11 protein-coding genes are annotated in these 14,452 nt (G+C 34.0%); 9 read left to right on the top strand and 2 right to left on the bottom strand.

The genetic code is table 11. From position 1 onward, the window contains the following. Positions 1-49 precede the first annotated feature (49 nt). The 8 genes from BUR17_RS02840 to BUR17_RS02800 all read left to right on the top strand — a co-directional run bounded on the left by BUR17_RS02840 (position 50) and on the right by BUR17_RS02800 (position 8,679). Entirely contained in the window at positions 50-499 is a 450-nt protein-coding gene (locus BUR17_RS02840) for a MarR family winged helix-turn-helix transcriptional regulator (RefSeq protein ID WP_074230200.1), read from the top strand. An 85-nt stretch (positions 500-584) separates the two neighbouring features. Beyond that, positions 585-2,978 (top strand): 3-hydroxyacyl-CoA dehydrogenase/enoyl-CoA hydratase family protein, encoded by a 2,394-nt coding sequence (locus BUR17_RS02835; protein ID WP_074228609.1) that lies wholly within the window; start codon positions 585-587, stop codon positions 2,976-2,978. Between the two features lie 86 nt (positions 2,979-3,064). Next, positions 3,065-3,529, top strand: a complete 465-nt coding sequence (gene tnpA, locus BUR17_RS02830) for an IS200/IS605 family transposase (protein WP_074228607.1) — start codon at positions 3,065-3,067, stop codon at positions 3,527-3,529. A 103-nt stretch (positions 3,530-3,632) separates the two neighbouring features. Next, the gene (locus tag BUR17_RS02825) at positions 3,633-4,811 is read left to right on the top strand and encodes a thiolase family protein (protein WP_074228605.1); all 1,179 of its coding nucleotides are present in this window, start codon (positions 3,633-3,635) and stop codon (positions 4,809-4,811) included. 34 nt (positions 4,812-4,845) lie between these two features. Continuing rightward, positions 4,846-5,202: a four helix bundle protein gene (locus tag BUR17_RS02820; RefSeq protein ID WP_074228603.1), complete on the top strand. Its 357-nt coding sequence runs from the start codon at positions 4,846-4,848 to the stop codon at positions 5,200-5,202. Positions 5,203-5,250: 48 nt separating this feature from the next. Continuing rightward, positions 5,251-7,041, top strand: coding sequence for an acyl-CoA dehydrogenase family protein (locus BUR17_RS02815; RefSeq protein WP_074228601.1), 1,791 nt, complete (start codon positions 5,251-5,253; stop codon positions 7,039-7,041). 781 nt (positions 7,042-7,822) lie between these two features. Beyond that, on the top strand, positions 7,823-8,125 hold the full coding sequence (locus tag BUR17_RS02805; RefSeq protein WP_074228597.1) for a hypothetical protein: 303 nt from the start codon (positions 7,823-7,825) through the stop codon (positions 8,123-8,125). A gap of 107 nt (positions 8,126-8,232) precedes the next feature. Next, positions 8,233-8,679: a phosphohydrolase gene (locus tag BUR17_RS02800; protein ID WP_074228595.1), complete on the top strand. Its 447-nt coding sequence runs from the start codon at positions 8,233-8,235 to the stop codon at positions 8,677-8,679. Between the two features lies 1 nt (position 8,680). On the opposite strand, the gene BUR17_RS02795 is transcribed toward BUR17_RS02800, so the two are convergent. Beyond that, positions 8,681-9,397 (bottom strand): DUF2490 domain-containing protein, encoded by a 717-nt coding sequence (locus BUR17_RS02795; protein WP_074228593.1) that lies wholly within the window; start codon positions 9,395-9,397, stop codon positions 8,681-8,683. A 52-nt stretch (positions 9,398-9,449) separates the two neighbouring features. After that, positions 9,450-11,261, bottom strand: a complete 1,812-nt coding sequence (locus BUR17_RS02790) for a TonB-dependent receptor plug domain-containing protein (protein WP_074230199.1) — start codon at positions 11,259-11,261, stop codon at positions 9,450-9,452. 397 nt (positions 11,262-11,658) lie between these two features. Here BUR17_RS02790 and uvrA point away from each other — a divergent pair, with 397 nt between their 5' ends. Next, positions 11,659-14,445, top strand: coding sequence for an excinuclease ABC subunit UvrA (uvrA, locus tag BUR17_RS02785; RefSeq protein ID WP_074228591.1), 2,787 nt, complete (start codon positions 11,659-11,661; stop codon positions 14,443-14,445). Positions 14,446-14,452 lie beyond the last annotated feature (7 nt).

Here is a 14,452-nt window from a genome sequence, read left to right as displayed (position 1 = left end):
TGCATAATATTTACTACATTTGATAAAACCGATTAGCAAAAATAATATGATGGATAATAATAAAGAAAAAACAGAAAACGTAGACCTCATTCTAAAACAGACTTGGTTGGCTGTTTCAAAAATGTATACTGAGCTTGCACAAGAACACGATTCTACTGCTGTTCAGGCTTTAACATTACTGAAAATTGATCCCAAAGAAGGGACAAGAAGTACCAATTTAGGTCCAAAAATGGCAATCGAGCCAACTTCTCTCACAAGAATTATTAAACTCCTTGAAGACAACGGATATATCTACAAAGAAAAGACGACTACCGATAAAAGAGAAGTCATCATTAAGCTTACGGATAAAGGATTAAGCTCAAGAAACATGTCGAAAGAAGTGGTGGTAAATTTCAACAAAAAAGTGATGGAGAAAATTTCTCCTGATAAATTGGAAACCTTCAAAGAAGTAATGAGTGAAATCATGAAAATTGCTGCCGACTTGAATAACAGAAAATAAAAAATTCGCCTTTTTTGGAACGTCTTAAATAAAAATCCTAACCAAAAGAGGTGAAATTAAGCGATAATAACTAAAATAAATATTAATGAAAAGAAGAATCAAACACGTTACGGTATTAGGTTCCGGAATTATGGGAAGCGGTATTGCTGCACACTTTGCCAATATTGGCGTGCAGGTTTCACTGCTCGATATTGTTCCTTTTGAATTAAATGAAGCCGAACAGAAAAAAGGTTTGACAAAAGACGACAAAGCTGTGCGAAACAGAATTGCTTCCGAAAACTTTGAAAAACTTAAAAAAGCAAGTCCTGCACTACTCTATTCTCCGAAATTTGCAGAGCGAATTAAAGTAGGGAATTTTGATGATGATTTAGCGAAAATAAAAGATACAGACTGGATCATTGAAGTTGTCGTTGAAAAACTTGACATCAAAAAATCGGTTTACGAAAAAATTGAACAGTTTAGAAAACTAGGAACTTTAGTTTCTTCAAATACTTCCGGAATCCCGATCAATATGTTGGTGGAAGGAAGAAGCGATGATTTTAAACATTATTTTGCAGGAACACATTTTTTTAATCCGGTAAGATATCTTCCTCTTTTAGAAATTATTCCTACAAAAGATACATCTCCTGAAATTATTGATTTCTATATGAATTATGGAGCGAAATTCTTAGGCAAAACAACTGTTTTAGCAAAAGATACTCCTGCATTTATCGCCAATAGAATTGGGGTTTTCTCGATGATGGATCTGCTTCATAATGTTCAGAAATTAGGTTTAAATGTTTCTGATGTCGATAAATTGACAGGTCCGGTTATTGGTCGACCAAAATCTGCGACGTTCAGAACAGCCGATGTTGTAGGTTTAGATACTTTGGTAATGGTTGCAAATGGTGTTCGTCAAAGCGGTGCTGAAGCGAATGATTTCAACAATGTTTTTGCCCTTCCTGATTATATTCAGAAAATGGTAGACAACAAATGGTTGGGTTCAAAAACCGAACAAGGTTTCTATAAAAAAGTGAAAGGCGCAGACGGAAAATCTGAAATTCACGGATTAAACCTTGATACTTTAGAATACGAACTTCAAGGAAAATCTTCTTTCCCTACTTTAGAATTAACTAAAAATATCGACAAGCCAATTGACAGATTTAAAGTCTTAATTGGTGGTAAAGATAAAGCTGGAGAGCTTTACAGAAAATCTTTGGGAGCATTATTCGCTTATGTTTCGCACAAAGTTCCTGAAATTTCGGACGAAGTTTACAAAATCGACGATGCAATGAGAGCTGGTTTCGGTTGGGAAAATGGTCCATTTGAAATTTGGGATGCCGTTGGTGTTCAAAAAGGTATCGAATTGGCTAAAGAAGCTGGTTACGAGGTTTCAGACTGGGTTAAAAATGTGGAATCTTTCTATAAAGTCAATGAAGATGGACAAAGCATTTATGTTGATAAAAATTCGGGAGAATACAACAAAATTCCAGGTCAAGATGCTTTTATTATTTTAGATAATATCAGAAAAAATAAGACACTTTGGAGCAATTCAGGTTCTTCAATTGAAGATTTAGGCGACGGAATTATCAATTTTGAAATCCGTTCTAAAATGAATTCTCTTGGAGGCGAAGTTTTAGACGGATTAAACAGAGCAATTGATTTAGCTGAAAAAGAATACGACGGATTAGTAATCGGGAATCAAGGCACAAATTTCTCTGTTGGAGCGAATTTAGCGATGATTTTAATGATGGCGATCGAGCAGGATTGGGATGATTTGAATATGGCAATTGCTTATTTCCAAAAATCGATGATGAGAGTTCGTTACTCTTCTATTCCTGTTGTTGTTGCTCCTCACGGAATGACTTTAGGTGGTGGTTGCGAAATGACAATGCATGCAGACCGAGTGGTTGCAGCTGCAGAAACTTACATCGGATTGGTAGAAACCGGAGTTGGTGTAATTCCAGGCGGTGGCGGAACGAAAGAATTTGCTTTGAGAACTTCAAGAGAATTCCACAGTGACGATGTGAAAAACAACCGTCTTCGTGAAGCTTTCATGAATATTGCCATGGGAAAAGTGGCAACTTCTGCTTACGAAGCTTACGACATGGGAATTCTTGAAAAAGGAAAAGATATCGTAGTCGTTGACAAAAAACGTCAGATCGCAGAAGCTAAAAAAGTTGCAAAATTATTAGCTGAACAAGGTTATACTCAACCCATTGAGCAAACGGTAAAAGTTCTTGGTAAAGACGCTCTTGGAATGTTCTATGTGGGAACCGACCAAATGTTAACAGGAAACTTTATCTCTGCACACGATAAAAAGATTGCAGATAAATTAGCCAATGTTTTGGTAGGTGGAAATCTTTCTGAACCAACTGTTGTGACCGAACAATATTTATTGAATCTTGAAAGAGAAACCTTCCTACAGCTTTGTGGCGAAAGAAAAACTTTGGAGAGAATTCAGTTTATGTTACAGAAAGGAAAACCGTTAAGAAATTAATAGGGAGCTCCGTAGGAGCGAACTGTTAATAGCAGAATAATTTTAGAAAACATGAAGCCTCGTAGAGGCGACCTGATAATAATTTTATGGCAAACACATACACACAAATTTATATCCAAATTGTTTTCGCTGTTAAAGGAAGACAAAACCTGATTCCAAAAGAAAACAGAGAGGAGTTACATAAATTTATCACAGGTATTGTTTCCCATAGAAATCAAAAATTATTCGCAGTTTTTGCAATGCCGGATCATGTTCATATTCTTGTAAGTATGAGTCCGACGGTTACAATTTCTGATTTGGTAAGAGATATTAAAGCAGGTTCTTCAAAATTCATTAATGAAAAAAGATGGATGAATGGAAAATTCAATTGGCAGGAAGGTTATGGTGCATTTTCTTACTCTAAAAGCAGTGTTGATACGGTTGTGAAATATATTTTAAATCAAGAAGAACATCATAAAAAGAAAACATTCAGAGAAGAATATTTAGAATTTATGTCAAAATTTGAAATTGAATATGATTCAAAATATTTATTTGAATGGATCGAAGATTAACATGACGCTCCTACGGAGCTCCTGCAAATTGCAAAACAAAAGCTATGAACAGTTTACCTCTACGAGGCAAAAATTTTCAGAAAAATTTAATTAAATAAAAAATATGAAAACAGCATATATAGTAAAAGGATTTAGAACCGCGGTAGGAAAAGCGCCTAAAGGCTCCCTTCGTTTTACTCGTCCTGATGTAATGGCGGCAACCGTAATTGAAAAATTAATGGCTGAACTTCCGCAATTAGATAAAAACAGAATTGATGACCTTATCGTAGGAAATGCGATGCCTGAAGCTGAACAGGGCTTGAATGTAGCTCGTTTGATCTCTCTAATGGGATTGCAAACTGATAAAGTTCCCGGAGTTACCGTAAATAGATATTGTGCTTCAGGAAGTGAGGCAATTGCGATTGCTTCTGCAAAAATTCAGGCAGGAATGGCTGATTGTATCATTGCAGGAGGTACAGAATCAATGTCTTACATTCCGATGGGCGGTTACAAACCGGTTCCTGAAACGGATATTGCCAAAACAAATCCTGATTATTATTGGGGAATGGGTTACACGGCGGAAGAAGTTGCAAAACAATATAATATCACAAGAGAAGAACAAGATCAGTTTGCTTTTGAATCTCATATGAAAGCTTTAAAAGCGAATGCGGAAGGAAGATTTGCCAACCAGATCGTTTCGATTCCTGTTGAATATAATTTCCTGGATGAAAACCAGAAAATGCAGACTAAGAAGTTTGATTTTTCAGTAGATGAAGGCCCAAGAGCAGATACTTCTTTGGCTGGTTTATCTAAATTAAGACCCGTTTTCGCCAATGGAGGAAGCGTAACTGCAGGAAACTCTTCTCAGATGAGTGACGGAGCGGCTTTCGTGATGGTAATGAGTGAAGAAATGGTAAAAGAATTAGGTCTTGAACCAGAAGCAAGATTAGTTGCTTATGCAGCTGCAGGTCTCGAGCCAAGAATTATGGGAATGGGGCCAATTTATGCAATTCCAAAAGCTTTAAAACAAGCAGGTTTAGAATTAAAAGATATTGAGTTAATTGAATTAAACGAAGCATTCGCATCACAATCTGTTGCCATCAAAAAAGAATTAGGTTTAAATCCTGATATTCTTAATGTAAATGGAGGAGCAATTGCTCTCGGTCACCCTCTTGGATGTACCGGAACAAAATTAACCGTTCAACTTCTTGACGAAATGAGAAAACGTGGAAACAAATACGGAATGGTTTCTATGTGCGTAGGAACGGGACAAGGAGCAGCTTCAATCTTTGAATTGCTATAGAACAAAGAACAAAGAATAAAGAGAAAAGACTAAGGTGAAACATAATTTCAAGAATCTAAACATATGGAAGTTGGCTATTGAATTGGCTAATGAAACTTATATTCTTACTGATAGTTTTCCGAAAAATGAAGAATTTGGATTAAAATCTCAACTTAGAAGATGCTCTGTTTCGGTTGCTTCAAATATTGCTGAAGGTTCAAGCAGAAGTTCAAATAAAGATTTTAATCGATTTTTGGAAATAAGTCTTGGTTCTCTTTACGAATTACAAACTCAAATTATAATCTCTTCAAACAGAAGTTATTTTGATTTGTCTAAACTTGAAAATATAGAAAATAAAATCACAGAATTACAGAGAATGATTTCTGGCTTTCAAAAAAACTTAAAATTGTAAGTCTTTATTCTTTTCTCTTTATTCTTTAAATCTAAAAAAACAAAAACAATGAGTGATACACTTAATAAAACATTAAAAGGTGGCGAATTCCTAATCAAAGAAATTCCTGCAAACGAAATTTTCAGTCTTGAAGAACTGAGTGAAGAGCAAAAAATGCTTCGCGATTCTGCGAAAGAATTTATTGATAGAGAAGTAATTCCACACCACGATCGTTTTGAGAAAAAAGATTATGCATTGACAGAAGAAACAATGCGCAATTTGGGTGAAATGGGATTATTAGGAATTACCGTTCCAGAAGAATACGGCGGTCTTGGAATGGGATTCGTGAGTACGATGTTGGCTTGCGATTACGTTTCAGGAGGAAATGGTTCATTAGCAACAGCTTATGGAGCGCACACCGGAATCGGAACATTGCCAACTCTTCTTTACGGAAGTGAAGAATTGAAAAAGAAATATCTTCCGGATTTAGCTACAGGAACAAAATTCGGAGCGTATTGTTTAACGGAACCAGACGCAGGTTCTGATGCAAACTCTGGAAAAACAAGAGCGAAATTATCAGAAGATGGAAAGCATTATATCATCAACGGACAGAAAATGTGGATTTCAAATGCAGGTTTTGCTGATACGTTTACTTTGTTTGCTAAAATTGATGATGATAAAAACATCACCGGTTTCGTAATCAACCGTTCAGAATTGGAGAACCCTGAAAGCTTAACTTTTGGTGAAGAAGAGCACAAATTAGGTATTCGTTCGTCTTCTACACGTCAGGTTTTCTTCAATGACATGAAAATTCCTGTAGAAAATATGTTGGGTGAAAGAAATAACGGTTTCAAGATCGCTTTGAATGCATTAAATGTTGGTAGAATTAAATTAGCCGCAGCAAACCTTGACGGACAAAGAAGAATCTTAAATCACTCTATTCAATATTCAAACGAAAGAAAACAATTTGGAGTTTCTATTTCAACTTTCGGAGCGATCAGAAAGAAAATTGCTGAAATGTCGACTGGAGTTTTCGTAAGTGAAGCTGGATCTTACCGTTTAGCAAAAAATGTTGAAGATAAAATTACGGAATTGGTTGCAGGCGGAATGGATCATCAACAAGCTGAATTGAAAGGTGTTGAAGAATTCGCTGTAGAAGCTTCTATTCTTAAAGTTTTCGTCTCAGATCTTACTCAAAATACAGCTGACGAAGGAATCCAGATCTATGGTGGAATGGGCTTCTCAGAAGACACTCCGATGGAATCAGCATGGAGAGACGCAAGAATCGGTAGAATTTATGAAGGAACGAACGAAATCAACAGACTTCTTGCTGTTGGAATGTTGATTAAGAGAGCAATGAAAGGTGAATTAGATTTACTTTCTCCTGCAATGGCAATCAGCAAAGAATTGATGGGAATTCCGTCATTTGAAGTTCCTGATTATTCTGCATTCATGAGTGAAGAAAAAGCGATTATTGCAAATCTTAAGAAAGTTTTCTTAATGGTTTCCGGAGCTGCGCTTCAAAAATACATGATGGATATTGAGAAACAACAACATTTATTATTAAATGCTTCTGAAATTCTTAACCAGATCTATATGGCAGAATCTGCAATTTTAAGAGCTGAAAAACACTTCTCTGCTGATTCTGTAGAAGCTGCAATGGCTCAGTTAAACCTTTACAAAGCAATTGACAAAATCATTACTGCAGCTAAAGAAGGAATTGTTTCTTTTGCTGAAGGTGACGAACAGAGAATGATGCTTTCAGGATTGAGAAGATTTACAAAATATACAAACAGTCCGAATGTAGTGGCGTTAACTGAAAAAGTAGCTGCTCATTATATTGAAAAAGGACATTATTAGTCTTTATAAATAAATTTGATTTCAAAACGTCTCAATTTTTTGGGACGTTTTTTATTTTATATTTTCAGAATCAGTTTAAAATTCTTTGTATATTTATTTTACAGAATGTGTATAAAATTAACCATGACCAATCTTTTTGATTTTATTAATAAAATATCAAGACGAAAAAATTATATTATTTTTATAGTGATTTTATATCTAATAATATTTTTTATTATTGGAATGAATTCGGATTTTTTGATGAAGTGGTGGATAAATGTATTTAATAAAATTATAAATGAAAAAAATGCATTTTTAATGTATTTTGAATTTTCATATTTCATTATGTTGACCATTTATATTCCTCTTAGTCTTTTAACTCCACTAAAGTTTCTAGAAAATAAATATAACTTGAAAGGAAGAATTAACTTTTCCTCAATTAAATTTGACAAACGAAATAAAAAGGACTTTTAATATTTATCTTTTTTCCAATATTAATTCTAATGTTGATTTCAGTTTATTTTTTATTAAAAATAATAGTTTCATTTTTTGGAATAATAGGAGGTATTTTAATTGCTATATTTTTACCTGTTAGTCTATTTTATTTACTGTATCTTAAAGTAAGGAAAAGAAAATAAAACGCTTAAATGTTTGTTATTGGATTTTTTTATATTAAAATGAGTTTTTTTTGATGAAATACTTTTCCAAAAGAAGTAATAATTAAACGTTTTCAGTTGTCTTATAATAATACTTGGAGTTTTAAGCCAATTTAAATTATTAAATCTGATAAAAATTTAAAACAATGAAAAAGCTATTAATAATCCCAATATTAAGTTCTATCTCATTTTCAGCACAGGTTTCTCCCAGAATACCTTTGAAAATTGATTCCATAAAGTTTCCGAAAATTGAAAAACCATTTATTGTAACACCTTTAGATGCATCAAAGTTTGATAGTTCTATTGCTAAATTGTATAAAATGCCTGTTTCAAAGCCGAAAGATCCTGCAATTTATTCCAGTTTAAAGGCTCCTAAAAAAGATACTACATTACATAAAATGCCCAACCTGTTGGATGTAGCAAAACCACCAAAATTAAGCGTAAAATAAATTCAGTGGCAATACTGATTGTTGAAAAAATATCTTAAAATTTTTATCAAAACTATCAAGTTTTTCTAAGCTGTTTTATATTTTTGTATTCTATTTTTTCAAAAAGAATGACAAAAGAAGAACTTTTAAATAAAGCTATAAAAATTGCCGATAAAGCACATAAAGGGCAAAAAGATAAATATCATGCGCCCTACATTGCTCACATAATGCGTGTGATGGAATACGGTAAAACAATGGACGAAAAAATCGTGGGTGTTTTGCACGATGTGGTGGAAGACCATCCTGAAGAATTCAGCTTTGAATATTTAAGATCTGAAGGTTTTCCTGAGTATATACTTTTTGCAATAAGCTGCCTTACAAAATTTGATCCGGAAGAAGTTTATGATGATTTCGTAAAAAGAACAGAAAGATCTCCTCTTGCGGTTGCGGTAAAACTCAACGACCTTCGTGATAATATGGATTTGAGAAGGGTAAACAGGGAATTAACTTCAAAAGACATTCACCGTTTCAATAAATATTTGAAAGCGTACCGATATTTATCAGAGAAATATTAGATTAATCTGCTCCTGGGAAATGATACGTTTTGTTGTCGTTATCGGTATCGTCGATATTGATGTTTAGAGCAAAATAAACAAAATGGACGTTTTTATTTCCTTTTGCTTCAAATTCTCTCTGCCATAAATAACCGCCAAGAATACCGAAGTTTTCATCGATTTGGTATCCAAAACCGCCATAAACTCTGTTTCTTGCAAATGAAGGTTTCATGGGTGTAACGACAAAAACTTCATCGTAAACGTTTGCGAAAACTGTTCCCGGCGCAATTTTTTTAGCATTTAAAGGAACCGAAACATTCAGACGGTAACGGTAACGCATTCTTTCAGAATTCTTATCCGTTTGAGGCTCATAAAACCATGATTTTTCTGCACGGAATCTGTTTTCAAATTTTACAATTCCTTTTTTGAAATCTATCACATCCTGCAACCAAACACGGAATTCTTCTTTGTTAATTGCGTGATCTTTGTAAGTTGCATATCGTCCTAAACCGATGAATGGTTTGTGACTTTTGGTAAGATTATATCCTAAACCTCCTTTTATTTCGTAATAATCAGGATAAGTGTAGTCTTCAATACCTCTCAACTGTCCTTCAGCATAAAGGAAAAATTTTGGATGAAACTTATAGGTCAATGTCAAAGCGTTAAAAGAGGAAATATGTTCCTGTGCTTTGAAAATACTTAAACTAAAAAGTAGGCTTATGCTTAAAATAAGTTTCATCCAAAAAAATTTTTGCAAAATTATATCATTTAACGATTGGGTAATATTAAGTTTACTTAATATTAATATTGTAAGAAAAACCAATGTGAAACCACCTTTGAGGCATCGTTACACCAAATGTTTCCGTGTATTCTGAATCGGTCACGTTATTGATTAACGCATATACAGAAAAGTCTTTTTTATTAAAGCTTAGCTTTTCATCCAGCAAATGATAACTTCCCAAATTCATTCTGTCGTTATATCTGTAAACCAATTCATTGGTAAAGTATTTAAGGAATTTTGTCTGAAGTTTTGCGACAAACTGATGTTTCAGATTATCTAATGCATAACGTGAGTTAAGGTCATTTAAATCTTTTAGCTTATTATCGATATAGGTGTAACCCAAAGTATATTTCATCCAATCGAAAACTTTATGATCGATTTCTACTTCGATCCCTTTTATTTCTTTATTTCCGATATTTCTTGAGTACCAAACCGGGTCTTGCAGAGAATTTTTAATCCAGTCAATAGAATTATTAGAATCTCTGTAGAAACCGCTGAATTTTGCTAAAATGCCTTTGTTTTGATATTGATATCCAACTTCTGCGTATACGGCATTTTCAGGTAAAAGATTAGGATTTCCCTGCTCTGTTTTGCTTATATAAAACAAGTCTGTAAAAGTAGGAACTCTGTGAACTTTTGAAATACTTCCAAAAACTTTATTATTCTGATAGAATGTGTAACCAACGTCTAAACCAGGGTAAAAGAAATTACCGTTAGTAGAATAATTTGCCCAGGAAGCTCCCGGACTGATGTTTAATTTCTTATCAAAAAAAGAAAAATGATGCTCAAAGAAAACCTGCGTTACAAAACGTTCTCTGTCGCCCAGATTATTACTTGCCAAGAATTCTTTTCTTAATTCTACACCCAAACCTGTAGTTCCTAAACTTGATTGGTAACTCGAATTCACTTCTCCGCCCACATTATTTCCGATGTGCATATTTCTGTAGATTTCAGGCTTTTCTCTGTTATACAGATACATATCCTGTCCTCTTCTCCAGTAAACATTAGAATTAAGTTTCAATTTCCCGAAAGTTTGCTGATGGGCAACACTTAAAATGGAAGCCTGCAATTCTTCATATTGCTCAGTTGCTTGTGGTGAAGAATAAAATCCGTTGGCTCCGAATTTCTTTTCAGAAAAACCAGCCTGTAATCTGATATTTCCGTTTTTTATTTTCAACTGATTTTGATAGAAAACATTTCTTATTTCAAAATCGGTATTATGTCTGTAACCTTGTGAAGAATTTGAATTGGCCTGTAAAGAATTTGAAAATTTTTCGTTCCCAAGATTCGCATTAAATCCGAAACCATACGTTTCATAATCACCTGCATTGGCGCTGATTTTTACATTTTTTCCAACGTGAGTTTTAGTGATAATATTGATGGCTCCTGCGTAAGCATTTTGCCCGAATCTTCTAGCTGAAGGTCCTTTAATAACTTCTATTCTTTCAACATTATCCAAATCAACAGGAACGTTTAAAGAATTATGACCCGTTTGTGAGTCATTCATCCTGATTCCATTAACTAGAATTAAAACCTGTTCAAAATTACTCCCACGGAAACCAACATCACTCTGCACTCCATTTGCTCCTCTCCTTCTAATGTCCATTCCGGGAATTTGTTGAAGAATTTCATCAATACTTGCAGCTGGAGAATTTAGAATCTCATCCCTTGTAATCACAGAAATATTCTGATTGGCATTTTTGTAGGTAGTTGCAATAAATTTCCCCTGAATTTCAACAGAATCGATTTCCGAAGTTTTCACCTGTGCGCTGAGTGCGCAAAACGTAGCAAGAAAAAATACAGTTCCGAGCTTCTTGTTCATAATACTTGTTGGTTTATTTTTGAAGTTTCCAAAATTAAGAGTCTTTAACAAGACCAAAAAATGATAGATATCATAAAAAAAGATGCATGTAAATGCATCTTTCATGGCCATAGAAACCTTTTTTATCTTTTTTTCATTAAATGTGTAATAAAATGTCTGAAGAGTGTTCTCATTTTTATTACTATTTTGTTGGTGCAATTTTACAAGAAAAATATTTACGAAACAAGAGCTATTGTTAAAAAAACGAAACGTTTTTATGTTAATTTATTATAAAAAATAGTAAGGATTGATTTATAGTGATTTAAATTATTCTCATTCAAATTAATAAAATAGTAAAAGATAATTCTTATGAGAAAATCCAGCGAAAATTCGTATTTTTGTTAGTCTTAATTTTACTATGGCTTCAACAACAGAAATAGATATTAAAAAACAGGTTTTCGTTAAAAATGCACATCTTAACAACCTGAAACACATTGATGTTTTAATCCCGAAAAATAAACTGATCGTCATTACTGGGGTTTCCGGAAGCGGAAAATCTTCGTTGGCTTTTGATACAATTTATGCTGAAGGACAGAGGCGATATGTAGAAAGTCTGAGTTCTTATGCACGTCAGTTTTTAGGTAAATTAGAAAAACCAAAAGTTGATGACATCAAAGGTTTGGCACCTTCAATTGCTATTCAGCAGAAAGTAATTTCTTCAAATCCAAGATCTACTGTAGGAACTTCTACAGAAATCTATGATTATATGAAGCTTCTTTTTGCGAGAATTGGTAAAACTTTCTCTCCGGTTTCGGGTGAAGAAGTGAAAAAAGATTCGGTAACCGATGTGATAGATTTTATTAAGAATTCAGAAAATAAGGTTCCGTTTTTACTGACAGCGCCGTTAAATTTTGATGTTGAAAGCTTTACAGATACTTTAAATGTTTTAAAACTGGCCGGTTTCACAAGATTAGAAGTCAACGGAAATCTTGCCGGAATTGAAGATCTGGAAAGTTTTGGTTTCACTCCCGAAAAAGGAATGGAAATCAATTTAGTGATCGACCGTTTTTCGTATGAAGAAGATGAAAGTTTTCTTCAGCGATTGGCAGATTCTATTCAGATGGCCTTTTATGAAGGTCACGGCTATTGTTCTTTAAAAAATACAGAAACAGATACTGTAAAAAACTTTTCAAATAAATTTGAACTCGACGGAATAGAATTTCTTGAGCCTAATGTTCATTTTTTTAGTTTTAATAATCCTTTTGGAGCTTGCCCTACTTGTGAAGGTTACGGAAAAGTAATCGGAATTGATGAAGATCTTGTTATTCCAAATAAAGCTTTATCGATTTTTGAAGATGCTGTAGCTTCCTGGAAAGGGGAAACAATGAGCGAATGGAAAAAAGATTTCATTAAAAAAGCGAAAGACTTCCCTATTCATAAGCCTTATCATCAATTAACAAAAGAGCAGAAAAGTTATCTTTGGAAAGGTGATGGTAAAGGCACTTTCCCTTCTTTGAATAATTTCTTCAAAATGCTTGAAGAAAATTTATATAAAATTCAGTATCGTGTCATGTTATCGCGTTACCGTGGTAAAACGCTTTGCCCGACTTGTGAAGGTTTGCGTTTGCGTGAAGAAACTAGCTGGGTAAAAATCGATGGAAACAACATTCAGTCGATGATTGAGCTTCCTTTGGATGAACTTTTACCATTGATACAGGCTTTAAAACTTTCAGAGCATGATAAAGAAGTTGCCAAAAGATTGTTGTACGAAATCACAACCCGTTTAGAGTTTTTACTAAAAGTTGGTTTAGGTTATTTAACAATCAATAGAACATCAAATACACTTTCTGGTGGTGAAAGTCAGAGAATTAATTTGGCTACAAGTTTGGGAAGTTCTTTGGTTGGATCTATTTATATTTTAGATGAGCCTTCGATTGGTTTACATTCCAGAGACACCGAAAATTTAATTGAAGTTTTAAAAAATCTTCGTGATATCGGAAATACGGTTATTGTTGTAGAGCATGATGAAGATGTGATGAAAGCTGCAGATTATATTATTGACATTGGTCCTGAAGCTGGATATTTAGGTGGTGAATTGGTTTTTGCAGGCGATTATAAGGAGTTGAAAGATGCCGATACACTGACTTCAAAATATCTTACAGGAAGACTTGAAATAAAAGTTCCTGAAAAGCGCAGAAAAGCAAAAGAATTTATTCATATAAAAGGAGCAAGATCCAATAATCTGAAAAATATCGATGTAGATATTCCTTTGGAAAGTTTAGTTGTTATTTCAGGAGTTTCAGGAAGTGGAAAATCTACTTTGATGAAAGAAATCCTGACGAACGACATTCAGATTCAATTGGGAATGGGCGGAAAAAAAGGTGATTACGATTCTGTAGAATTTCCAAAAAAACTGATTAAGCATATTGAACTGATTGATCAAAATCCTATCGGAAAATCATCCCGTTCAAATCCTGTAACCTATCTGAAAGCCTATGACGATATTCGTGATCTGTTTTCTAAGCAGAAAAGTGCTAAAATGATGGGCTACAAGCCAAAACATTTTTCGTTCAACGTTGATGGCGGAAGATGTGATGAATGTAAAGGTGAAGGCGTAATCAGTGTTTCAATGCAGTTTATGGCAGATATCGAGCTTGAATGTGAAGCATGTAAAGGAACCCGTTTTAAAAATGAAGTTCTGGAAGTAAAATTCGACGAAAAAAACATTTCGGATATTCTTCACATGACGGTGGATGAAGCATTAGAATTTTTCAGAGAAAATAAAGAAGATAAAATCGTTACAAAACTGACTCCGCTTCAGGATGTTGGTTTGGGATATTTACAGCTCGGACAGAGCTCTTCTACTCTTTCAGGAGGTGAAGCGCAACGTGTGAAATTGGCTTCGTTCTTGGTAAAAGGCGTGACAACCGATAAAACGTTATTTGTTTTTGATGAACCATCTACCGGATTACATTTCCATGATATTCAAAAATTATTAAAATCTTTACAGGCCTTGATTGATCTCGGTCATTCTGTGATCGTTATTGAGCATCAACCCGATATTATGAAGTGTGCCGATCATATCATCGATATTGGTCCAGAAGCCGGAAAATACGGCGGAGAAGTTGTTTTTGCAGGTACTCCGGAAGATCTGGCAAAGAATAAGAAATCGCATACGGCGAAATATATTGCTGAGAAATTGTAATAATATC

This window comes from Chryseobacterium scophthalmum, assembly GCF_900143185.1.
GTDB lineage: Bacteria > Bacteroidota > Bacteroidia > Flavobacteriales > Weeksellaceae > Chryseobacterium > Chryseobacterium scophthalmum.
Note: the sequence above shows the minus strand (reverse complement) of the source record. Positions and strands in the feature narration are given on the sequence as shown.